The 21,058-nt window shown below is 72.0% G+C and carries 25 protein-coding genes; 21 read left to right on the forward strand and 4 right to left on the reverse strand.

What is annotated here, in order from left to right; all coding sequences use genetic code 11:
* Window positions 1-513: 513 nt before the first annotated feature.
* From BN12_RS19845 to BN12_RS19895, 11 genes are all read left to right on the forward strand, one after another.
* Complete coding sequence (locus tag BN12_RS19845) at window positions 514-1,011, forward strand: FABP family protein (RefSeq protein WP_048555204.1); 498 nt, start codon at window positions 514-516, stop codon at window positions 1,009-1,011.
* Between the two features lie 39 nt (window positions 1,012-1,050).
* Window positions 1,051-1,464, forward strand: a complete 414-nt coding sequence (locus BN12_RS19850; protein ID WP_200901261.1) for a Fur family transcriptional regulator — start codon at window positions 1,051-1,053, stop codon at window positions 1,462-1,464.
* Window positions 1,452-2,486, forward strand: coding sequence for a CAF17-like 4Fe-4S cluster assembly/insertion protein YgfZ (gene ygfZ, locus BN12_RS19855; RefSeq protein WP_048555205.1), 1,035 nt, complete (start codon window positions 1,452-1,454; stop codon window positions 2,484-2,486). Before BN12_RS19850 ends, ygfZ begins: the two co-directional genes overlap by 13 nt.
* A 141-nt stretch (window positions 2,487-2,627) precedes the next feature.
* Complete coding sequence (locus BN12_RS19860; protein WP_048555206.1) at window positions 2,628-3,473, forward strand: BKACE family enzyme; 846 nt, start codon at window positions 2,628-2,630, stop codon at window positions 3,471-3,473.
* A 232-nt stretch (window positions 3,474-3,705) separates the two neighbouring features.
* Window positions 3,706-4,203 (forward strand): DUF4395 domain-containing protein, encoded by a 498-nt coding sequence (locus BN12_RS19865; protein ID WP_048555207.1) that lies wholly within the window; start codon window positions 3,706-3,708, stop codon window positions 4,201-4,203.
* 94 nt (window positions 4,204-4,297) lie between these two features.
* Window positions 4,298-4,813 (forward strand): helix-turn-helix domain-containing protein, encoded by a 516-nt coding sequence (locus tag BN12_RS19870; protein WP_048555208.1) that lies wholly within the window; start codon window positions 4,298-4,300, stop codon window positions 4,811-4,813.
* A 5-nt stretch (window positions 4,814-4,818) separates the two neighbouring features.
* Window positions 4,819-5,526 (forward strand): hypothetical protein, encoded by a 708-nt coding sequence (locus BN12_RS19875; protein ID WP_048555209.1) that lies wholly within the window; start codon window positions 4,819-4,821, stop codon window positions 5,524-5,526.
* 258 nt (window positions 5,527-5,784) lie between these two features.
* Window positions 5,785-6,753 (forward strand): asparaginase, encoded by a 969-nt coding sequence (locus tag BN12_RS19880; RefSeq protein WP_048555210.1) that lies wholly within the window; start codon window positions 5,785-5,787, stop codon window positions 6,751-6,753.
* Between the two features lies 1 nt (window position 6,754).
* On the forward strand, window positions 6,755-7,180 hold the full coding sequence (dtd, locus tag BN12_RS19885; protein WP_048555211.1) for a D-aminoacyl-tRNA deacylase: 426 nt from the start codon (window positions 6,755-6,757) through the stop codon (window positions 7,178-7,180).
* 21 nt (window positions 7,181-7,201) lie between these two features.
* The gene (locus BN12_RS19890) at window positions 7,202-7,525 is read left to right on the forward strand and encodes a DUF2516 family protein (RefSeq protein ID WP_048555212.1); all 324 of its coding nucleotides are present in this window, start codon (window positions 7,202-7,204) and stop codon (window positions 7,523-7,525) included.
* Between the two features lie 67 nt (window positions 7,526-7,592).
* Window positions 7,593-7,988, forward strand: a complete 396-nt coding sequence (locus tag BN12_RS19895; protein ID WP_048555213.1) for a phosphomannose isomerase type II C-terminal cupin domain — start codon at window positions 7,593-7,595, stop codon at window positions 7,986-7,988.
* On the opposite strand, the gene BN12_RS19900 is transcribed toward BN12_RS19895, so the two are convergent.
* A complete protein-coding gene (locus tag BN12_RS19900) occupies window positions 7,976-8,830 on the reverse strand; it encodes a class I SAM-dependent methyltransferase (RefSeq protein WP_048556648.1) in 855 nt (284 codons plus the stop codon). The two genes, BN12_RS19895 and BN12_RS19900, sit on opposite strands and share 13 nt — an antisense overlap.
* A gap of 90 nt (window positions 8,831-8,920) precedes the next feature.
* Here BN12_RS19900 and BN12_RS19905 point away from each other — a divergent pair, with 90 nt between their 5' ends.
* The 3 genes from BN12_RS19905 to BN12_RS19915 all read left to right on the forward strand — a co-directional run bounded on the left by BN12_RS19905 (window position 8,921) and on the right by BN12_RS19915 (window position 11,310).
* Window positions 8,921-9,706, forward strand: a complete 786-nt coding sequence (locus BN12_RS19905; protein WP_048555214.1) for a hypothetical protein — start codon at window positions 8,921-8,923, stop codon at window positions 9,704-9,706.
* Window positions 9,707-9,708: 2 nt separating this feature from the next.
* The gene (locus BN12_RS19910) at window positions 9,709-10,227 is read left to right on the forward strand and encodes a type III secretion system chaperone family protein (RefSeq protein WP_048555215.1); all 519 of its coding nucleotides are present in this window, start codon (window positions 9,709-9,711) and stop codon (window positions 10,225-10,227) included.
* 348 nt (window positions 10,228-10,575) lie between these two features.
* A complete protein-coding gene (locus BN12_RS19915) occupies window positions 10,576-11,310 on the forward strand; it encodes a phosphoglyceromutase (RefSeq protein WP_048555216.1) in 735 nt (244 codons plus the stop codon).
* A 216-nt stretch (window positions 11,311-11,526) separates the two neighbouring features.
* On the opposite strand, the gene phoU is transcribed toward BN12_RS19915, so the two are convergent.
* On the reverse strand, window positions 11,527-12,210 hold the full coding sequence (gene phoU / locus BN12_RS19920; protein ID WP_048555217.1) for a phosphate signaling complex protein PhoU: 684 nt from the start codon (window positions 12,208-12,210) through the stop codon (window positions 11,527-11,529).
* A gap of 175 nt (window positions 12,211-12,385) precedes the next feature.
* On the opposite strand from phoU, the gene BN12_RS19925 reads away from it, so the two are divergent.
* Together BN12_RS19925 and BN12_RS19930 are read left to right on the forward strand one after the other, a co-directional pair.
* Window positions 12,386-13,537, forward strand: a complete 1,152-nt coding sequence (locus BN12_RS19925) for a sensor histidine kinase (protein ID WP_048556649.1) — start codon at window positions 12,386-12,388, stop codon at window positions 13,535-13,537.
* Complete coding sequence (locus BN12_RS19930; RefSeq protein ID WP_048555218.1) at window positions 13,534-14,214, forward strand: response regulator transcription factor; 681 nt, start codon at window positions 13,534-13,536, stop codon at window positions 14,212-14,214. Before BN12_RS19925 ends, BN12_RS19930 begins: the two co-directional genes overlap by 4 nt.
* 43 nt (window positions 14,215-14,257) lie before the next feature.
* On the opposite strand, the gene BN12_RS19935 is transcribed toward BN12_RS19930, so the two are convergent.
* Window positions 14,258-14,767 (reverse strand): hypothetical protein, encoded by a 510-nt coding sequence (locus tag BN12_RS19935; protein WP_048555219.1) that lies wholly within the window; start codon window positions 14,765-14,767, stop codon window positions 14,258-14,260.
* A gap of 266 nt (window positions 14,768-15,033) precedes the next feature.
* On the opposite strand from BN12_RS19935, the gene BN12_RS19940 reads away from it, so the two are divergent.
* The gene (locus BN12_RS19940; protein WP_048555220.1) at window positions 15,034-15,516 is read left to right on the forward strand and encodes a CarD family transcriptional regulator; all 483 of its coding nucleotides are present in this window, start codon (window positions 15,034-15,036) and stop codon (window positions 15,514-15,516) included.
* Window positions 15,517-15,535: 19 nt separating this feature from the next.
* Here the strand turns inward: BN12_RS19940 and BN12_RS19945 are convergent, their stop codons facing one another.
* Window positions 15,536-16,765, reverse strand: coding sequence for an MFS transporter (locus tag BN12_RS19945; RefSeq protein ID WP_162233113.1), 1,230 nt, complete (start codon window positions 16,763-16,765; stop codon window positions 15,536-15,538).
* A 137-nt stretch (window positions 16,766-16,902) separates the two neighbouring features.
* Here BN12_RS19945 and ispF point away from each other — a divergent pair, with 137 nt between their 5' ends.
* The 4 genes from ispF to cysS all read left to right on the forward strand — a co-directional run.
* The gene (gene ispF / locus BN12_RS19950; RefSeq protein ID WP_048556650.1) at window positions 16,903-17,439 is read left to right on the forward strand and encodes a 2-C-methyl-D-erythritol 2,4-cyclodiphosphate synthase; all 537 of its coding nucleotides are present in this window, start codon (window positions 16,903-16,905) and stop codon (window positions 17,437-17,439) included.
* Window positions 17,440-17,751: 312 nt separating this feature from the next.
* Entirely contained in the window at window positions 17,752-18,834 is a 1,083-nt protein-coding gene (locus BN12_RS19955) for an S-(hydroxymethyl)mycothiol dehydrogenase (RefSeq protein ID WP_048556651.1), read from the forward strand.
* Window positions 18,835-18,845: 11 nt separating this feature from the next.
* Window positions 18,846-19,499: an MBL fold metallo-hydrolase gene (locus BN12_RS19960; protein ID WP_048555222.1), complete on the forward strand. Its 654-nt coding sequence runs from the start codon at window positions 18,846-18,848 to the stop codon at window positions 19,497-19,499.
* A 228-nt stretch (window positions 19,500-19,727) separates the two neighbouring features.
* On the forward strand, window positions 19,728-21,058 hold a 1,331-nt coding region (cysS, locus tag BN12_RS19965; protein ID WP_048555223.1), incomplete at its 3' end, for a cysteine--tRNA ligase.

Raw genomic sequence — 21,058 nt, forward strand, 5'->3', positions numbered from 1 at the left:
GAGGTATGTGGTGACCGTGGGAGCGTCGCTGGTTACCTCGACTCCTGGGGTGCCCCAACCGGTTGAGGTATCTGGTGACGTTGCGGTGGGGCGGATTCAAGGTCCGCCCGTCGGCGTGGGGTGGGGTTACCTCGATCCAGCGAGAGGCGTCGGCGGTCGAGGTATCTGGTCACGACGCAGGGGTCGGGTTACCTCGACTCGGCGAGAGGCGTCGGCGGTAGAGGTATGTGGTGACCGTGGCAGCGTCGCTGGTTACCTCGACTCCTGGGGTGCCCCACCCGGTTGAGGTATGTGATGACGTTGCGGTGGGGTCGCGTTACCTCGATTCGGCGAGCGGGCTGCGGGTGGAGGTATCTGGTGACGCCGCGATGGTCGCTGAATACCTCGACGGACCGGTTCCAGCGGAGCAACCGGCCCAGCCGAGCGGAGGACGGAGCAGAGGACAGAGCGGAGGACAGGGCGCGGGCGCAAACGGGAGGGGAGCGCGTCGCATACCGCGGATAGGCTCGAGTCGTGGTCTTCCAGCTCGACACCTCCCTCCACCCGTCCCTCGCCCCCCTCGCGTGGCTCGTCGGCCGATGGGAGGGAGCGGGCGTCGTCGGCTACCCCGACATGGAGTCCCGCAACTTCGGGCAGGAGGTCGTCTGCAGCCACGACGGGCGGCCCTTCCTCGAGTGGCACAGCCACACGTGGGAGCTCGACGAGTCGGGCCAGCAGGTGGCGCCCCGGGCGACCGAGCTGGGGTTCTGGCGCTGCCCCACGGAGGGAGAGGCCGAGCTGCTCCTCGCCCACAACACGGGGATCCTCGAGCTCTACTACGGCACGACGGCGCCGGCGAAGGTCGAGCTGCGGACCGACGGCGTCATGCGCAGCCCGCACGCACGCGAGTACAACGCCGGCGCCCGGCTCTACGGACTCGTCGGCGGCAACCTCATGTATGCCGTCGACATGGCCGCCGAGGGGCACCCCCTCCAGAGCCACTTCTCCGCGGAGCTCAAGCGCGTCGACTGACTGCGGGGAGCGTCAGGGACGGGCCGTAGAATCGGGGAGGTGGACGAGCTCGGCAGCCTCCTGCGGTCCCGCGGTATGCGGTTGACCCGGCAGCGCGAGCGCGTCATGTCGGTCCTCGCGCAATGCGAGCACGCGACGCCTGAGCAGATCCACGAGCGGGTCACAGCCGACGGCGGGCCGGAGGTGTCCCTCTCCACGGTGTACCGGTGCCTGGAGGCCCTCGAGGACCTCGGCGTCGTCCGCCACACCCATCTGGACCACCGGGCTCCGAGCTACCAGCTCGCCGGCCACGCCGACCACGTGCACCTCGTGTGCAACGACTGCGGCTCGGTGTCGGAGTTCCCCCTCGACCTCGCCGGTTCCCTCGTCCATGCCGTCGACGAGCAGACCGGCTTCGCCGTCGACCTCACCCATGTCGCCCTCCACGGAAGCTGTGCCCGATGCCGTCACTGACCACCTCATCGCCCTTCCTCCAGCGGCCGCGCGCCGTCGAGGGGGAGGGTGTCGACGCCGGCGTCGCCGCGCACTACGGCGACCCGCTCCGCGAGCAGCGCCTGCTCACCGAGGGCCTCGCCGCCGTCGACCTCGGGCACCGTGGCGTCGTCACCGTGTCCGGGCCCGATCGGCTCTCATGGCTGCACTCGATCACGACCCAGCAGCTCACCGGCCTCCCACCGCGCACGTCGGCCGAGTCGCTCGTCCTGTCGCCCAAGGGCCACATCGAGCACGACCTGCGGCTCGTCGACGACGGCGCGACCGTCTGGGTGAGCGTCGAGCCCGGCACGGCCCCGGCCCTCGCGGCCTGGCTGGACTCGATGCGCTTCATGCTCCGCGTCGAGATCGCCGACGTCACCGACGGGTATGCCGTCGTCGGCGAGCCCGTGGGCGCCGAGGGGCTCGAGGGCGAGCCACCGACCGCCGTCGACCCGTGGCCCGGGCTCGTCGGCGACACCGCGGCATACGGACCGGTCGAGGGCCATCCCGCGCAGGGACGCCGGTGGCGCGAGGTCATCGTGCCGAGGGACACCGTCGAGGAGTACGTCGGCGACCGCCCTCTCGCGGGCACCTGGGCCGCCGAGGCGCTGCGGGTCGCCGCCTGGCGTCCGCGGCTGGGGTTCGAGACCGACCACCGGACCATCCCGCACGAGGTCGACTGGCTGCGCACCGCCGTCCATCTCCACAAGGGCTGCTACCGGGGGCAGGAGACGATCGCCCGCGTCCACAACCTCGGGCGGCCACCCCGCCGGCTCGTCTTCCTCCACCTCGACGGATCCGGGCACACCCTGCCGGCGTGCGGCGCGGACCTCCTCGTTCGGGGTGGACCCGACCGGCCCGTCGGCCGGCTGACGTCGGTGGCCCGCCACTTCGAGGAGGGCCCCATCGGGCTGGCCGTCGTCAAGCGCAACACACCCGTCGACGCGGAGTTCGTCGTCGACGGCATCTCGGCCGCCCAGACGGTCGTCGTCGCGCCCTGACGCTCCCGGCCGCATCCCGTCTTCCGCCACCAGTCCAGCACGTCCTGCGTCACGCCCTGACGCTCCCGACCCGCCTCGCGGCGCCGGAGGTTCGTCCCGGTACCGCCGGGGGCATGGCATACCGCCTGTCAGGATGACCTCGTGACCGGAACCCTCATCACCGTCGCTCCGACCGGAGCCGAGCTCGACAAGGCCGACCACCCCCAGCTGCCGACGACCCTCGACGAGCTCGTCGCGACGGCCGTCGACTGCGAGGCGGCCGGCGCCTCGCTCATCCACCTCCACCTCCGCGATACCGAGCACCGGCCGACCCTCGACGGCGGGTACCTGCGAGCCGCCGTCGAGGCCGTCCGCGAGACGACCGACCTCGTCGTCCAGCTCTCGACGGGCGGCTCCGTCCACGACCCGCTGTCCCAACGCCTCACGGTCCTCGACGCCGACCCCGACTCGTGCAGCCTCACGTGCGGCACGACGAACTTCGGCGACGACGTCTTCCTCAACCCGTGGGGCTTCATGTCCGACCTGTACGTCCTGGCGCAGGAGCGCGAGGTCGTCCCGGAGTTCGAGATCTTCGACCTCGGTCACGTCTGGTCGATGCGCCGGCTCCTCGACCGGCACGGGCTCCCGTTCGGCGGGCGGGTCCACGTCGACCTCGTGACGGGGGTGCCCGGAGGTATGCCGGGGACGCCGCAGGCCGTCATGGCCGCCGTCCAGGCGCTGCCGCCGGAGGTGACGAGCTGGTCGGCGACCGGCATCGGACGCGCACACCTCCCCGTCCTCGCGACGGCGCTCGCCGCCGGTGGGCACCTGCGCGTCGGGATGGAGGACAACGTCATGTATGCCAAGGACCGCGAGGTGAGCGGGAACGCCGAGCTCGTGGCCCGCGCGGCGACCTTCGCCGAGCTCATGCAGCGTCCGCCCCTCTCGTGCGAGGAGACCCGCGCCCTGCTCGCCGTCAAGGACCGCCGTCGCGCCCCGAGCCTCTGACGCGCGCCCCCGCCCCGATCTCCCGCGCCTCGCATCCGATCACCCCTCGCACGTGCCGAGTTGTTGTCGTCTGATCGGTTCCTGAACGACATCAGCTCGGCACGTGCGGCGACCTCCCCTCGCACGTGCCGAGTTGTTGTCGAGCTACCGACCGGTATGCGACATCAGCTCGGCACGTGCGGGAATCGGGGGCGGGTGCACGGGCCGGGCCGGGAAGGCATAACATAAGGTTATGGCGAGCAGAATCATCGGTTTTCCGAACCCCGTCAACGAGAAGGCGGCACGCACCGTCGCCGCGGGTGTCCTCGCCCTCTCGGCCGTCGTCCTCGTCACCGGGTGGCAGTGGCTCCTTCCCCTCATGGCGCTCGGCTTCCTCGCCCGGGTCCTCACCGGTCCTCGGCTCAGCCCGCTCGGACAGCTCGCGACGCGCGTCGTCGCCCCGAGGCTCGGCGAGCCGAGGCTCGTGGCCGGCCCGCCCAAGCGGTTCGCCCAGGGGATCGGCCTGGCGGTGACGACGGCGGCGAGCCTGCTCGGCCCGGTGGTCGGCTGGCATACCCCCGCGGCGCTCCTCGTCGTCGTGCTGGCCGTCTTCGCTCTCCTCGAGTCGGCCCTCGGGTTCTGCGCTGGATGTTGGGCGTTCGGGAGGCTCATGCGGCTCGGGATCATCCCGGAGGAGACGTGCGTGGCCTGCAACGACATCCGGTTGCGGACACCTTCCGTGCGGGTCTGAGGCGGACGAGGGCGCGTGTTCCCGGATCCGGTGTGGCCATCCTCACGCTGTCTCCAGTTTGCGTTCTGCTAACTGAAGCAAGCATAATGGATGCATGAGCCGGAACCCCCTGAACGACCTCGGTCAGCTGGGCGACTACCTGCGCGAGCAGCGTCAGTCGGCCAGGCTGTCGTTGCGTCAGCTGTCCGAGCTCGCCGGCGTCTCGAACCCCTACCTCAGCCAGATCGAGCGGGGCCTGAAGCGGCCGAGCGCCGAGATCCTCCAGCAGCTCGCCAAGGGGCTGCAGGTCTCGGCCGAGAGCCTCTACGTCCGGGCCGGCATCCTCGAGGAGCGACCGGACACCGACGACCGCACGACGACCGTCCCGGCAGCCATCGCCGAGGACCCGTACCTGACGAAGCGGCAGAAGGACACGCTGCTCGACGTCTACACCTCCCTCGTCGGCTCAGCCGCGCGTGCCGCGGCCACCGAGACGACCGAGCCCACGACCGCGGTCGCCCCGAAGGCATCGGCCCCCGGGGCGGCCGCTACCACCACCCCCCGCCCGACACGGAAGCCGGGGGCCACGAAGACCACCACGAAGTCCACCAAGAGATCACCGAAGGAGTGACTCGTATGCCGACCATCGACGACCTGAAGAAGACCGTCACCGACACCACCCCGTTCTACGCCTGGCTGGGCGTCACCGACCTCGCCGTCGAGAAGGCCAAGGAGGCCCGCGTCAAGGCCGAGGCCCGCGCCGAGGTCCGCCGTGCGCGGTTCGCCAAGGCCCAGGACGGGTACACGCCGGCCAAGCTCCAGGAGAAGGCCAGCGAGCTCGCCGCACAGGTCCAGCAGGTTCCCGCGGTCGCTCTCGGCAAGGGCCTCGAGCTCGCCGCCGCGGCGACGGAGACCTACGAGGACCTCGCCGTCCGCGGCGAGCGGCTCGCCGAGCGCCTCCTCAACCAGAAGGCGACCAAGGACCTCGTCGCGCAGGCCGAGTCCACCGTCGCCCTCGGCAAGGGCTACCTCACGAGCGTCCAGAAGGGCGCGAACGACGTCCAGCGGTCCGCGAAGGCCCTCGTCACGACCGGTCGCCGCGAGGCGGCCAAGACCGCCGAGGTCATCGCCGACTCCGTCGCGGAGGAGGCCGAGGAGACCGTGACCGAGGTCAAGAAATCCGCGGCCCGGACCCGGACCGCCGCCAAGCGCACGCAGACGACGGCGAAGAACGCCTCCAAGCGCGCCGCCACGTCGCGCAAGGCGACGACGACGAGCGCTCGCAGGACGGCCGCCGCGTCGACCACCGCAGCCAAGAAGGCCGCCGAGAAGATCGGCGACTGATCCACTTCCCTGCCAGGAAGCCCCCCGACGCCCTCGGGTCGCAGGGAGGGGAATCCCTGGGATGCCGCGAGACCATCGAGGTCTCGCGGCATCCGCATGTCCGGCGCCAACGGCCGGCTCCTCGCTCGCGAACGCGCCGACGACGGTATGCCCGGGGCGGGCCTCGGTAGGACGGCATCCCGGCCGCGGTCCGGGCGAGGGGATGCCGGAGCCGGGCTCGTCGCATACCGACGACCCCCGACGGGTTAGGTTGGGCCGGTGGAGCAGACCCCCGGCGTCCTCGCCGACGCACCCGTCCTCGTCCACGTCGTCCGTGGCGGCTTCGTCGAGTCGGCGCACCGGGCGAGCGTCGTCGTCACGGCGCCCGACGGCAGCCCCGAGATCGTGCTCGGCGCCGGGGACGGCCCGGTGTTCCCCCGCTCGGCGAACAAGCCCCTCCAGGCCGACGCGATGGTCCGCGCCGGCCTGCGCCTCGAGCCGCGGCTGCTCGCGCTCGTCTGTGCGAGCCACTCCGGCGAGCCGTTCCACCGCCGGGCCGCGCTCGACATCCTCGAGGGGGCCGGGCTCGGGGAGACGGACCTGCAGAACACGCCCAGCCTGCCGCTCGACGCCGCCGAACACGAGCGGTGGGTGCGTGAGGGTCGCACCCCCACCTCCCTCGCCCAGAACTGTTCGGGCAAGCACGCGGGGATGCTCGCGACCTGCGCGCGCCACGGCTGGGACGTCCGTGGCTACCGGGAGCAGGATCACCCCCTCCAGCTGGCCATCCGCGAGACGCTCGAGGACCTGACCGGGGAGACCGTCGCGGCGACCGCGGTCGACGGCTGCGGCGCGCCGGTCATGGCGGTCAGCCTCACCGGGGTGGCCCGGGCGTTCGGGCGGATCGCCGCGGCCGCCGAGGACACGACAGAGGGGGAGATCGCCGCAGCCATGCGCTCCTACCCCGAGTACGTCGGCGGCACCGGCCGGGACGTGACGGCGCTCATGGCCCAGACGCCCGGCCTCGTCGCGAAGGACGGGGCCGAGTCGGTGTATGCCGTCGGGCTCGGTGACGGTCGCGGCATCGCGATCAAGGTCGCCGACGGAGGCTCACGGGCCAAGCCCCTCATCCTCGCCGCGGTGCTGCGCCGGCTCGGGGTCACCTCGACGGCCCTCGACCAGCTCGAACACAGCCCGGTCCTCGGCCACGGCGAGCAGGTCGGCGAGGTCGTCGCCGTCGGGATCTGACGTGCGCGCCGTCCTCCAGCGCTGCTCGACGGCCCGCGTCGTCGTCGATGGCGAGGTCGTCGGCTCCCTGCCCGCGCCGGGGCTCGTCGCCCTCGTCGGCGTGACACACGACGACGGCCCGACCGAGGTGGCCACGCTGGCCCGTAAGATCGCCGACCTGCGGATCCTGCGCGACGAGCTCTCGGTCCTCGACGCGGGGGCACCGGTTCTCGCCATCAGCCAGTTCACCCTCTACGCCGACACCCGCAAGGGGCGGCGCCCGACGTGGAACCAGGCCGCGCCCGGTCCGGTCGCCGAGCCGGTGTTCGAGGCGCTCGTCGCCGACCTGCGGGCCCGGGGCGTCCACGTCGAGACGGGGCGGTTCGGGGCGGACATGGCCGTCGAGCTCGTCAATGACGGTCCGGTCACGATCGTCCTCGACGTCTGAGCCCCTCGTTACCCTTGACCCATGGGTGTCATCGGCAACGCGCAGAGCTGGGTCCTCCTCGTCCTGGGGGTGGCCGCGCTCGGCGTCGAGATCTTCGCGTTCGTCGATGCGCTGCGGCACAGCACGCAGGCCTACCCCGCGGCCGGCAAGCGGACCAAGCCGTTCTGGCTCGCGATCACCGGCGTCTGCCTCGCCGTCGGCTTCCTCACCTTCCGGGGCGTGCTGTCCATCTTCGGCATCGTCGCCTTCGTCGGCGCGGCCGTCTACCTCGCCGACGTGCGTCCGGCGCTGCGGCAGGTGACCGGCAAGGGGAGCAACTCCTCGGGGCCGTACGGTCCCTGGTGAGCCCGCCGGACCGACGCACCCTCGTCGTTCAGCGCCTCGGCGTCGCATGAGGCACACTTGTCCGACCATGAGCGACAACCCCGCCACTGCCTCCCTGACCGCCGGTCGCGCGGACCCGACGGACGACCTCTTCGTCGTCGAGAGGCCGTGGGGCCGGTTCGAGCAGTTCGTGACGAACGAGCCGTGCACCGTCAAGATCATCACCGTCCAGCCCGGCCACCGGCTCTCGCTGCAGACCCACGACCGCCGGGGCGAGTTCTGGCGGATCCTCGACGGGACGCTCCGGGTGACGGTCGGGCACGACACCCGGACGGTCCGGAGCGGGGACTCCGTCTGGATCCCCGTCCGGACCCTCCACCGGATGGAGAGCCTCGGCGACACCCCCGTGCGGGTCCTCGAGATCGCCTTCGGCGACTTCGACGAGGCCGACATCGTGCGCCACGACGACGACTACGCCCGCTGACCTCCGGTGTCGGGGGACGTCCGAGCGGCTTGGGGGCCGGAAGCCGGGGCGACCTCGGCCCAGCCGACCGTCAGCTCCCCGAGGCGCCACCGCCCCCGCCCGTCGCGGACCTCGACCCCCGAGTCCCGCAGCGCCTCGACCGTCGCGACGAACCGCTGCCGCACGCCGAACGACGCGTGCGCCGAGCTGCGGTCCCACGCCTCGTCGAGACGCCGCAGGAGGTCGTGGACCGGTTCGCCGGGCACGTTGCGATGGATGAGCGCCTTGGGGAGCCGCTCGGCGACGACCGACGGCTGCGTCATCCCGCGCAGCCGCCACGAGAACGTGAGCGACACCGGACCCGAGGGGTCGACGGCGACCCAGCTCGCGAGCCGCCCGAGCTCGTCGCACGTCCCGTCGACGAGGAGCCCGTCCGGAGCCAGCCGGCGAACGACCCGGTCCCAGGCCTCGGGAACCTCCTCCTCGGCATACTGACGCAGCACGTTGAAGGCACGGACGACCGTCGCCCGCCGCCCGCGCGTGAGCGGCACCTCGAAGCCGCCCCGGGCGAAGGCGAGGCCGGGTCGGGCGAGAGCCATGGCCTGCCGCACCCGGTCCGGGTCGATCTCCAGCCCGACGACCTCGACGTCGCGGCGCACCCGGGCGAGCCGGTCGTGGAGCTCGAGGGTCGTCACGGGGGACCTGCCGTACCCGAGGTCGACGACGATCGGCGGCTGCGCCGGACGCCGCAGTCGCCAGGCTTGCGGGCCGGTGAGCCAGCGGTCGCAGCGCCGCAGGCGGTTGGGGTTCGTCGTGCCCCGCGTGATCGTCCCGACGGGTCGCTCGACTCGCTCGACCGGCATGACGCGGGACGATACCGCCGCCACCGCGGCGGCGCCGGGGTCCCGGCCGGTCCTCCGGTGCGACGGCCGCCGACCATAGGGTGACCTCCTATGGCGTGGTGGCAGGAGCACCGACGTGCGGGGACGGTGAGCTGGAGCATGGTCTCGCTCGTCGTCACGCTGTGCGCCACCCTCGTCCTCGGCCTCTCGGTCTACGGGCCGGTATGGCTGCGCCGGGACATCGGGATCGCCGAGGTCGACCCCGGACTGCTCCTCGTCGACAAGGTGGCGCGAGGGACGGTGACCTTCGGCGACGGGTACACGGTGTCGCTCTTCGCGAGCGGTCTGCGGATCGCCCGGTACGACGACGTCATGCTCGACACGGTGACGTCGGGCTCCTTCGTCTCGGCGGTCGCCGGCTCGGAGCGGCACCACCAGGAGACGGTCACCCGCGACGCGTCGAACCTCCACGTGACGAGCCTCGTCCTCGACGACGGCACCGCCGTCTGGTCCGCCGTCGTCCACGGCTCACGGGGCCCGACCGACGACGTCCACCGGGTCCGCGTCCAGGCCTCCCGGTCGGGTGCCACGCTCCGGGTGGCCATCACCGTCCGGGGAGCCAGGGGCATCGTCCTGCACCTCGACCCACGTCCCGCGACGCGAGGCATCCCTCCCGCTCTCCCCGACCGCAACCTCCGCAAGCGGGCGTGGTGGGTGCGCACGAACGACGCGGCGCTGTTCACCAACGTCCTCGGCGTCCGCATCGGGCTGGAGGCCGGCACGGCCGCCCGCGCGATCGACCTGCGTCCCGACGGTGTCCTCGACCTCCACGCGTGGGCCTCCTCGGTCGTCCTGACGGCCACCCAGGTGCACCGGCCCAAGGTGGCACACTCCTAGGTATGCCGACCGCTGCCGCCCTGCTCGCGACCGTCCAGGGCTTCCTCGACCGGGCCGAGGTGGAGTGGGAGCCGGGCGCCCGGGACGACGAGCTCGTCGTCACCCTCCCCGGGGACAAGAAGCTGAAGACGATCGCCTCCCTCGTCTGCTCCGCCCAGGGCCTGTCGGTCTCCGCCTTCGTCATCCGCCACCCCGACGAGAACGAGGAGGAGTTCTACCGGTTCCTCCTGCGGCGCAACCTGCGGCTGCCGGGTCTCGCGTATGCCATCGACGCCTCCGGCGACGTGTACCTCACCGGACGCGTCGCCCCCGACGGGGTCACCGACACCGAGCTCGACCAGCTGCTCGGCGTCGTCCTCGAGGCCGCGGACGGCCCGTTCAACGAGTTGCTCGTCATCGGCTTCCTCGGCTCGATGCGCAAGGAGTGGGAGTGGCGCGTCTCCCGGGGCGAGTCGCTGCGCAACCTCGAGGCGTTCCGGTCGATCCTCGAGCGGCCCGGAGACCCGCCGCGCGACGCCTGACGCCCATGGCCCCCCCGCCTGGCGGTCTGGCGCCCGATCGGGGCCTGTGCACCAACCCGACACCGCCCCGACCGCCCGGCCTGGCGGTCTGGCGCCCGATCGGGGCCTGTGCACCATCCCCTCACCGCCCCGACCGACCCGCCTGGCGGTCTGGCACCCGATCGGGGCCTGTGCACCACCCCGACGCCGCCCTGACCGACCCGCCTGGCGGTCTGGCACCCGATCGGGGCCCGTGCACCATCCTCGACTTCCCGACGGCCGCGGCCGGCTGAGTGTCGAGCGGTCACCGGTGGCTGCCGGCGTGATCGCCGCACGTCGCGAGCGGTGAGGGTCAGTAGGGTATGCGGCATGGCATACCGGCTCGTCCTCCTCCGCCACGGCACCTCGGAGTGGAACACCAAGAACCTCTTCACCGGCTGGGTCGACATCGACCTCAACGACGTGGGCCGCGAGGAGGCGATCCGGGGGGGCCGGATGCTCGCGGACGCGGGGGTGCTGCCCGACGTCGTCCACACCTCGGTGCTGCGCCGCGCGATCACGACGGCCAACATGGCTCTCGACACCTGCGACCGCCACTGGATCCCGGTCCGGCGCAGCTGGCGGCTCAACGAGCGGCACTACGGCGCGCTCCAGGGCCTGGACAAGGCGGCGACCCGCGAGCGGTACGGCGACGAGCAGTTCATGCTGTGGCGCCGTTCGTTCGACGTGCCGCCGCCGCCCATCGAGGTGGGCAGCGAGTACGACCAGAGCGGCGACCCGCGCTACACGGGTGTCGAGGTGCCGCGCACGGAGTGCCTCAAGGACGTCATCGCGCGAATGATGCCCTACTGGGAGAGCGACATCCAGCCCGACCTCGCCGCGGGTCGGACGGTTCTCGTCACCGCCCACGGCAACAGCCTGCGCGCCCTCGTCAAGCACCTCGACCGGATCAGCGACGAGGACATCGCCGCGCTCAACATCCCGACGGGCATGCCGCTCGTCTATGAACTCGGGGACGACTTCATGCCGAGCAGGCCGGGAGAGTACCTCGACCCGGAGGCCGCCGCGGCGGCCGCGGAGGCCGTCGCGAACCAGGGGCGATAGCTCCGGGTCTCCCTGTCGGGCGTCGCCGGCGACCGACGGACATCCAGAGGCGACCCCGTCCCGTGCTCGCCGTGCGTGAGCCGTGCATACCCCGGGCGTCTGCGACCGCATCTGGGTGTCCGTCGGCTCCACCGACCGTGGCGAGCTTTGTCGGGTCACCCGATAAAGCTGCGGGGCGGCGAACGGCGGGGCGCGTCGGGGCGGTGCAGCCCGGCGTCAGCGCGCGATGAGGTCCTCGGGCTCGTCGCTGTCCGCGTCGAGGTCCCACTCGCCCGTCACGAGATAGACGACCCGGGTCGCCACCGAGACGGCGTGGTCGGCATACCGCTCGTAGTAGCGGCCGAGGAGGGTGACGTCGACGGCGGACTCCGTCCCGTGCCGCCACGACCCGTCGACGAGGTGCTCGAAGAGCTCCCGGTGGAGGGCGTCCATCTCGTCGTCGTCGCGCTCGATGAGCTTGGCCTCCTCGACGTCGCGCGCCGCGATGATCGAGCCCGCCTTGGCGACGATCCGCTCGGCGACCTGGCCCATCTGCAGGACCGTCGCCCGCAGCTCCGGTGGCACGGCGGACTCGGGGTACCGCAGCCGGGCGACCTTGGCGACGTGCCGGGCGAGGTCGCCCATCCGCTCCAGGTCCGAGCTCATCCGCATGCTCGTGACGACCATCCGCAGGTCGGTCGCGACGGGCTGCTCACGCGCCAGGATATCGACCGCGAGCGCGTCGAGCTCCTCCCGGACGATGTCGATCTGCTTGTCGGCGGCGATGACGGACTCGGCGAGGTGCACGTCGGCATCGAGCAGCGCGGTCGTCGCCCGGCTCATCGCCGACGCGGCGAGTCGCGTCATCTCGACGAGCTGGTCGGAGATGAGCTGGAGATTCTGGTGGAACGCTTCACGCATCGCGAGGTCCTCCTCGTCGGGGCTGCACGGAACGGCCTGGGTGTCCGGTCGGCTCGAACGGTGTCATTCCCCGGTGAACGGCCAGGTGTCGCCAGGTGAACATCTGGCGGCGTCGCCGCTCGACGGTATGCCGGTCGTCCGGTGCTCCCGTCGGCTCCGCGTAGCCTTGGTGGCCGTGGACGTCACGGCGGCAGCGACCCTCGGAGGTCTCGTCGGCGTCGTCATCGGCGCCGGCGCGCTCCTCGCGGTCCGGCTCACCGAGCGCTCCCAGCGCCGCCTGCCGCCCGTCCCCGAGCCGGAGATCCCCGCCGGCGTGGCGGCGGTCCTCGCCGTGCTGCGGTCCAGCGGCATCGTCGTCGACTCCTCCGACCGGGTCGTCAACACCTCGCCGACGGCGGTCGCCCACGGCCTCGTCCGAGGCCACGACCTCGTCCACTCCGAGCTGCGGCACCTGGCTCGGCAGGTTCGCCGCGACGGGGTGATCCGCGAGGCCGAGCTGGACCTCTCGCGCGGCCCCCTGGGGACCGTCCACGTCAACGTCCGGGCCCGCGTGGCACCGCTCGGAGCGCACCACGTCCTGCTCCTCATCGAGGACCAGACCCGGGCCAGGCGGGTCGAGGAGGTGCGGCGTGACTTCATCTCGAACGTGAGCCACGAGCTGAAGACACCGGTCGGCGGCCTCAGCCTCCTCGCGGAGGCGGTGCTCGACGCGAAGGACGACCCCGAGGCGGTCGAGCGCTTCGCGGGCCGGATGCGGGTCGAAGCCGACCGGCTCAACCGCCTCGTCCAGGAGATCGTCGACTTCAGCCGACTCCAGGGCAACGACCCCCTCGACGAGCCGACGCTCGTCGACGTCGACCGTGTCGTCTCCGAGTCGCTCGACCGGACCAAGCTGGCCGCGGACGCCAAGGATATCGACCTCGTCGGCGAGTGCGAGGTCGGGCTCGCCGTCTACGGCGACGAGGGGCTGCTCGTCACGGCGGTCCGCAACCTGCTGTCGAACGCCGTGACCTACTCCGAGCGGCGGACCCGGGTGACGGTCACGGCCGCTCGCGTCGGCGACACCGTCCAGGTCGTCGTGTCCGACCAGGGGCGCGGCATCCCCGAGGCCGACCAGGACCGCATCTTCGAGCGGTTCTACCGCGTGGACCCGGCCCGCTCCCGAGCGACGGGGGGCACCGGCCTCGGCCTGTCCATCGTTAAGCACATCTGCGAGAACCACGGCGGCGACGTCACCGTCTGGAGCCAGGAGGGCCAGGGCTCGACCTTCACCATCCGGCTCCCCGTCGCCGGACGACACCAGGACCGAGGAGGCCGATCGGCATGACCCGCATACTCGTCGTGGAGGACGAGGAGTCCTTCTCCGACCCGCTCTCCTACCTGCTCGGCAAGGAGGGCTACGACGTCTCCGTCGCGGAGACGGGGCCCGCCGCGCTCGCCGAGTTCGACGCCGACGGAGCGGATCTCGTGCTCCTCGATCTCATGCTGCCGGGGATGTCCGGGACGGAGGTATGCCGCGTCCTGCGGCAGCGCTCGAACGTGCCGATCATCATGCTGACCGCCAAGGACAGCGAGATCGACACGGTCGTCGGGCTGGAGCTCGGAGCCGACGACTACGTCACCAAGCCGTACTCGTCACGGGAGCTGCTCGCTCGCGTCAAGGCGGTGCTGCGCCGGCTCGCCGAGCCCGAGGAGCTCGTGCCGTCGACGCTCGAGGCGGGGCCGGTGCGGATGGATGTCGAGCGCCACGTCGTGACGATCGACGGAGCCAACGCCTCGCTGCCGCTCAAGGAGTTCGAGCTGCTCGAGATGCTGCTGCGCAACACCGGGCGGGTGCTCACCCGGATGCAGCTCATCGACCGGGTGTGGGGGAGCGACTACGTCGGAGACACCAAGACCCTCGACGTCCACGTCAAACGGCTGCGGTCAAAGATCGAGCCGGACCCGTCCAACCCTCGCCACATCGTGACCGTCCGGGGACTGGGCTACAAGTACGAGTCGTGAGGGGTCGCCGGCCGACGGGTCGACGGTGGAGAAGCCGCTGAGGTCAGGACGAAGCGGTCGTGGTCGGCGCGGGCGTCGTCGGCGCCTGGGTGGGCAGCAGGGTCTGGAAGAAGGACTGCGTCGCGAGGACGGGGACGGTGACCTGGGCGGTCCCGGTCGTCGCGGTCGTCACGGTCATCGTGATGTTCGATCCGGGGCCGGCGGAGACGGACGCCAGCTGCACGAGGTTGGAGTCGGCGGACACCGGTGTCGCGACGCCGGGCGGGGCCGCGAACTGGGCGGTCGCCCCGGACGTCTTGTCGGCGAACTCGATGGCGACCGGCTGGCCCGTGTCGTTCACGACGCTCGCCGACACCGTGCCGGGTCCGCCCTTGGTGGGCGCCACGACGAGGAGGTTGTCGATCCGGATGCTGCCGAGGTTGAGGGCTACCCCGTCGGCCGGCTGGTAGGACTCCTGGGTCTGCACCGGCGACATGGCCGCGCATCCCGAGAGTCCCACGCCGGCGGACATCACGAGGGCGGCGCCGAGGCCGCGCACCGTTCGCTTCGTCACGGCGGACAGCCTAGCGGCACCGGGTCCTTCCAGGGGCGGTGGCCTGGCCCGAGACCGGCCGAAAGTGCCATCGTCGCGGCGCTCGGACCCCGCCGGAACCGTCCGCAGCCGCACGCAGAAGGCATGGCATACCGTCATTTGTCAAGAGGAAGACGGGGGAATTCGTTGCCCGACAACGGTGCTGACCTGCGACGATGCCTGTGGACGATTCGTTGGGCGGGTATGCCGCGTGTTATCCTGAGCGTCGCGAAAGGGGATAACAGCACATGGTGTTCAAGGTCGGCGAGACGGTCGTGTACCCCCACCACGGGGCGGCACGGATCGAGGAAATCAAGACGCGCACGATCCGTGGAGAGGAGAAGCTGTACCTCACGCTGAAGGTCGCGCAGGGCGATCTGACCATCGAGGTTCCTGCAGACAACTGCGAGGACATCGGCGTCCGTGACGTCGTCGGCCAGGAGGGCCTGGACAAGGTCTTCGAAGTGCTGCGTGCGGCATACACCGAGGAGCCGACCAACTGGTCGCGCCGCTACAAGGCCAACCTTGAGAAGCTCGCCTCCGGTGACGTCATCAAGGTCGCCGAGGTCGTGCGCGACCTGTGGCGTCGCGACAAGGACCGCGGCCTTTCCGCTGGTGAGAAGCGAATGCTGGCCAAGGCCCGGCAGATCCTGGTCTCCGAGCTCGCGCTCGCCGAGAAGACCAACGAGGACAAGGCGGAGGCCATCCTCGACGAGGTTCTCGCCTCCTGAGGCAACGCCTCCACACTGTTCATCCGTGACCCGGTCGGCACCCGCCGACCGGGTCACGGCGTTCTTCCCTGCGGCTCGCGCTCGATGATCCGCGGACGGGGGTGAGGAGGAGCACGGCGCCGGCGAGCCCGGTCGCGACGACGATCATCGAGCCGCGCGGTCCGACGACGCCGACGACGAGAGGTGCCGAGAGCGCGCCGACGAGGGCGGCCGCGACGATGACGGCGTCGGTGAGCCCGAGGATCGAGGCGCGGAGCCGATCCACGACCTGCTCCTGGAGCATCTCGGTGGCGGCGCTCTCGACGAGGACCGACGTCGCGCCCGCGAGAGCGAGGGGGAGGAGCGCCCACGCGGCGGCCGGTGTGGGGGCCACGAGGCCGAGCGAGACGGCGCAGCCGAGGATCCCGACCCGAGCCCGGCTCCTCGGCCCGTCGCCGACGACGGCCAGGAGCGGCGCGCCGAGCGCCCCGAAGCCGAGGAATGCCGTCGCAACGCCGAAGGCGGCGGCCGTCTCCCGCCACCCCTCCTGAGACAGCGGGACGAGGGTCACCCCGACGATGCCGTCGGCGAGGTTGACGACGGCCATGAGCGCGATGGCCCCGGCCACGGCGCGGTCGCGGGCGACGAGTCGCACGACACCGGTCGCGGCGATGCTCGTCTCCCCTCCGGAGGGCGCCGCGGACAGCCGGGTCGTGCCGAACGTCGCCAGCGCCGACACGGCGAGCAGCACGGCGAGGCACGGGACGACCCAGCGGACCGACGCGTCGAGGAGCAGCCCACCGGCGGCGGGCCCGACGACGAACCCGCTCGCCTCGATGGTGACCAGGCACGTCGTCGCCGGCCGCAGCCGCGCGGTCTGGGCCGGCAGGGCGGCGGCCACGGCCGGGTAGGTCGGGGTGCCGACGGCGACGAGCAGGCTGCAGCAGAGGACCGCTTCGACGAGATTGCCGCCGAGGACGAGGGCCAGCGCGGCGACCGAGGCGACGACGCGGAGGGCGAGGGTCACGCGGATGACCCGGTCGCGCGGGAAACGGTCCGCCAGCCGAGCCGTCCACCACGACAGGAGGACGTAGGGCAGCAGCCGCGCTCCGCCGACGAGGGCGACGGCCGTGTCCTCGTGCGTGTGCTCCCAGGTGAGGACGAACAGCAGCGGCCAGGGGAGGCCCGCTCCGACGGCGGACAGGGCGTAGGCGCCGAGCAGGCGCCGGGTCCGCCGATCGACCATCGGGGCCAGGGCCGAAGGCATCATGTCCGCTCCCGTCCGGGCCGCCCGGGGCGGGGGACCCGGTATCAGGAGGCCGGGCCGAGAAGCCGTGATACGGCTCGGGCCAGAGTGGCCGGGTCGTCGATGCGGGATCGGAACGCTCGTCTGCTTGGATGACGCGCATGACGACCGAGCCGACGGACGCGCCTGCCGAGCGGACGGCATACCCGCTGCCGCGGGTAGGGATCGGCACCGACGTCCACGGGTATGCCGACGAGGACAGTGACCGCGTCCTGTGGGTCGCCGGGCTGTCCTGGCCCGGCGAACGCCCGCTCACCGGGCACTCCGACGCCGACGTGGCGGCCCACGCCTGTTGCGACGCGCTCTTCTCGGCAGCCGGCATCGGCGACCTCGGGGCTCACTTCGGCACGAGCGAGCCGCGGTGGTCCGGTGCCTCGGGGGCGACCCTGCTCGCCGAGGCGGCGCGTCGCGTCCGGGCGGCCGGGTTCGAGATCGGGAACGTCGCCGTCCAGGTCATCGGCAACCGTCCCAAGATCGGCTCCCGGCGCGACGAGGCGCAGGCGGTGCTGTCGCGCGCCTGTGGCGCCCCGGTCTCGGTCGCCGCGACGACGACAGAGGGTCTCGGGCTCACCGGCCGCGGCGAGGGCGTCGCGGCGATCGCGATGGCGCTCGTCGTTGCGACGCCGCGGTCCGGCTAGCCCTCCTCGGAGGACCGACCGTCCGAGGTCGCCCCGTCCGCGGCCGCGCCCTCGGGTGCCTGGCCCGGAGCCGGTGGGACGAGCGTCGCCAACAGCTCGGCCTGGGCCGCCGATCCGCGATTGCGGAACGGCGGGGGTCACGCCGAGGGGATCCGCGAGGCCACGCGGCGGTCCGTTCCGGACGCGGCGGCCACGGGCTGGCGCGGCATGGGGCGTGGAGTCGCTTGCTGGTATACAGGCAGGCCTAGCAGAGTGGGGACCGGACGCGCCCGCCGGGCCGTGCCGCCGCATACCGTCGCCGAAGGAGGCATCGTGTCGCAGACCGTCAGGGGAGTCATCGCTCGGAGCAGGGGGGCCGAGGTCGAGCTGGTCGACGTGGTGGTTCCGGATCCGGGGCCGGGTGAGGCCGTGGTCGCGGTGCAGGCGTGCGGGGTGTGTCACACGGATCTGCACTATCGGGAGGGCGGGATCAACGACGAGTTCCCGTTCCTGCTGGGGCATGAGGCGGCGGGGGTCGTGGAGGCGGTCGGTGAGGGCGTGACGGGGGTGGCGCCGGGTGACTTCGTCATCCTCAACTGGCGGGCGGTGTGCGGTCAGTGTCGGGCGTGCCTGAAGGGCAAGCCGTGGTACTGCTTCGCGACGCACAACGCGACGCAGAAGATGACCTTGACGGACGGGACGGAGCTGTCGCCGGCGTTGGGGATCGGGGCGTTCATCGAGAAGACGCTGGTCGCGGCGGGGCAGTGCACGAAGGTGCCGGATGCGGATGCGGCGGTCGTGGGGCTGCTGGGGTGTGGGGTGATGGCCGGGTTCGGGGCGGCGGTGAACACCGGCGGGGTGGGTCGCGGCGACTCGGTCGCGGTGATCGGCTGCGGCGGGGTCGGGAACGCGGCGATCGCCGGGGCGAAGGTCGCCGGGGCGACGCGGATCATCGCGGTCGACGTGGACGACCGGAAGCTGGAGGGCGCCAAGGCGTTCGGGGCGACGCACACGGTGAACTCGTCGGTGACGGATGCGATCGAGGCGATCCGGGAGCTGACCGACGGGTTCGGCGCGGATGTCGTCGTGGAGGCGGTGGGCCGCCCGGAGACCTACGAGCAGGCCTTCTACGCCCGGGACCTGGCCGGGACGGTGGTGCTGGTGGGGGTGCCGACGCCGGAGAAGCAGGTGACGCTGCCGATGATCGACGTCTTCGGCCGGGGCGGGGCGTTGAAGTCCTCCTGGTACGGCGACTGCCTTCCCTCGCGGGACTTCCCGATGCTGGTCGACCTGTACCAGCAGGGCCGGTTCCCGCTGGCCGACTTCGTCTCCGAGCGGATCGACCTGGGCGACGTCGAGGCCGCGTTCGAGAAGATGCACAAGGGGGAGGTCCTCCGCTCGGTGGTCGAGCTGTGAGTGAGGCCGGTATGCCGGACCTGCCCACCTCTGCCGGCGGGGTCGGGATCCAGCGCATCGTCACCTCGGGGACCTTCGAGCTCGACGGCGGCTCGTGGGAGGTCGACAACAACGTGTGGGTCGTCGGCGACGACGACCAGTGCGTCGTCATCGACGCGGCCCACGACGGGCGGGCCATCGTCGCGGCGATTCCCAAGCAGCGCAAGGTGATCGGCATCCTGCTCACCCACGGGCACAACGACCACATCAACGGCGCGGGCGAGCTGGGCTCGATCACGCGGGCGCCGGCATACCTCCATCCGGCCGACCGGATGCTGTGGGACGAGATCTACGACGTCGCCCCCGACGAGGAGCTCACCGACGGGCAGGTCGTCACGGTCGGCGACGTCGAGGTGCACGTCCTGCACACCCCGGGGCACACGCCGGGGGCGGTGTCGCTCCACGTGCCGGCCCTGGGCGTCGTCTTCACCGGCGACACGCTCTTCAACGGCGGGCCGGGGGCGACGGGCCGGTCGTTCAGCAGCTTCCCGACGATCGTGGAGTCGATCTGCGAGCGGCTGCTCACCCTGCCGCCGGAGACCGTCGTCCTCACCGGCCACGGGGACAGCACGACGATCGGCGTCGAGGCCCCCCACCTCCAGGAGTGGATCGACCGCGGCCACTGAGGGTCCATCCGGCTCACCCCCGATCCCGCTTTATCGGGTCACCCCGGAAGACCCACCCTCACCCGACAAGCGATGTCGGGTGAAGCCACAGGTTCCGGGGTGACCCGATAAAGCGTGGAGGGCTCCCGGGGGCGCACGGTAGGGCGCGGGCGTTCTGGGGTGACCCGATAAAGCGTGGTGAGGGAGGAGGCGCGCGAAGGGGGGTCGATGCGCCGATAAACTCGGCGGGTGAGTCTTCGCCTCTTCGACACCGCCGCGCGCGAGCTGCGCGACTTCGTCCCGCTGGAGCCGGGTCGGGTGGGCATCTACATCTGCGGGCTCACGACCCAGGCGCCACCGCACCTCGGACACGTGCGGTTCGCCGTCGCCTTCGACGTGCTCCGGCGCTGGCTCACGGTGGGTCACGGCTACGACGTCACTCTCGTCCGCAACGTCACCGACATCGACGACAAGATCCTCGCGAAGTCGGCCGAGGGCGGCGAGCCGTGGTTCGCCCTGTCCTACCGCAACGAGCTCGAGACGCGAGACGCCCTCGACAGCCTCGGCATCCTGCCGCCGACCTACGAGCCGCGGGCCACCGGCCACGTCCCGGAGATGGTGGAGCTCATGGAGACCCTCGTCGAGAAGAGCCATGCGTATGCCGCTCCCGACGGGAGCGGCGACGTCTACTTCGACGTGCAGTCCTGGCCGGCCTACGGCGAGCTGACCCACCAGCGCCTCGACGACATGGCTCCCGCGGAGGACGCCGACCCGCGGGGCAAGCGCGACCCTCGCGACTTCGCGCTGTGGAAGGGCAGCAAGCCGACGGAGCCGCCGACCGCCTCGTGGCCCACGCCGTTCGGCCGGGGCCGGCCGGGATGGCACCTGGAGTGCTCGGCCATGGCCTGCCGATACCTCGGCGAGACGTTCGACATCCACGGCGGCGGCGTCGACCTCCGCTTCCCCCACCACGAGAACGAGCAGGCCCAGTCGCGGGCCGCGGGCTGGGGCTTCGCCCGCTACTGGCTCCACAACGCGTGGGTGACGATGGGCGGGGAGAAGATGAGCAAGTCGCTCGGCAACTCCCTCCGGGTCCGGGAGGTGACGCGCGAGCATCGCCCGCTCGCCGTCCGGTACTACCTCACGGCCGCGCACTACCGGTCGACGATCGAGTACCACGAGGGTTCGCTGGAGGAGGCGGAGGCTGCCGTCGAGCGGATCGAGGGGTTCCTCCGGCGCGCGCTGCCGGATGCCGGCCCCCTCCTGGCGACCGGTGAGGAGACCCTGCCGGAGGAGTTCCGCGAGTCGATGGACGACGACCTCGGGGTCTCCGGGGCCCTCGCCGTCATCCACGACACCGTGCGGGCCGGCAACACGGCCCTCGACGAGGACGACGACGAGGTGGCCGCCGAGCTGGCCCGGACCGTCGTCGCGATGACCCACGTCCTCGGCGTCAACCCGCTCGACCCGGTGTGGCACGGCGGCTCCGGCGAGCAGGACGACACCCTGGCCGCCCTCGACGCGCTTGTCGCCGCCCAGATCGAGGCCCGGGCCGCCGCCCGCGCCGCCCGCGACTACCC

Origin of the sequence: Nostocoides japonicum T1-X7 (assembly GCF_001046855.1) — a bacterium.
GTDB classification, from domain to species: Bacteria; Actinomycetota; Actinomycetes; order Actinomycetales; family Dermatophilaceae; genus Nostocoides; species Nostocoides japonicum.

Coding starts and splice junctions, on each gene's coding strand:
- ispF (WP_048556650.1), top strand. CDS start 16,903: ATGACGACCGAGCCGACGGACGCGCCTGCCGAGCGGACGGCATACCCG.
- BN12_RS19945 (WP_162233113.1), bottom strand. CDS start 16,765: ATGATGCCTTCGGCCCTGGCCCCGATGGTCGATCGGCGGACCCGGCGC.
- BN12_RS19870 (WP_048555208.1), top strand. CDS start 4,298: ATGAGCCGGAACCCCCTGAACGACCTCGGTCAGCTGGGCGACTACCTG.
- BN12_RS19900 (WP_048556648.1), bottom strand. CDS start 8,830: ATGCCGGTCGAGCGAGTCGAGCGACCCGTCGGGACGATCACGCGGGGC.
- ygfZ (WP_048555205.1), top strand. CDS start 1,452: ATGCCGTCACTGACCACCTCATCGCCCTTCCTCCAGCGGCCGCGCGCC.
- BN12_RS19875 (WP_048555209.1), top strand. CDS start 4,819: ATGCCGACCATCGACGACCTGAAGAAGACCGTCACCGACACCACCCCG.
- BN12_RS19960 (WP_048555222.1), top strand. CDS start 18,846: ATGCCGGACCTGCCCACCTCTGCCGGCGGGGTCGGGATCCAGCGCATC.
- BN12_RS19895 (WP_048555213.1), top strand. CDS start 7,593: ATGAGCGACAACCCCGCCACTGCCTCCCTGACCGCCGGTCGCGCGGAC.
- BN12_RS19910 (WP_048555215.1), top strand. CDS start 9,709: ATGCCGACCGCTGCCGCCCTGCTCGCGACCGTCCAGGGCTTCCTCGAC.
- BN12_RS19940 (WP_048555220.1), top strand. CDS start 15,034: ATGGTGTTCAAGGTCGGCGAGACGGTCGTGTACCCCCACCACGGGGCG.
- BN12_RS19930 (WP_048555218.1), top strand. CDS start 13,534: ATGACCCGCATACTCGTCGTGGAGGACGAGGAGTCCTTCTCCGACCCG.
- BN12_RS19915 (WP_048555216.1), top strand. CDS start 10,576: ATGGCATACCGGCTCGTCCTCCTCCGCCACGGCACCTCGGAGTGGAAC.
- BN12_RS19865 (WP_048555207.1), top strand. CDS start 3,706: ATGGCGAGCAGAATCATCGGTTTTCCGAACCCCGTCAACGAGAAGGCG.
- BN12_RS19905 (WP_048555214.1), top strand. CDS start 8,921: ATGGCGTGGTGGCAGGAGCACCGACGTGCGGGGACGGTGAGCTGGAGC.
- phoU (WP_048555217.1), bottom strand. CDS start 12,210: ATGCGTGAAGCGTTCCACCAGAATCTCCAGCTCATCTCCGACCAGCTC.
- BN12_RS19890 (WP_048555212.1), top strand. CDS start 7,202: ATGGGTGTCATCGGCAACGCGCAGAGCTGGGTCCTCCTCGTCCTGGGG.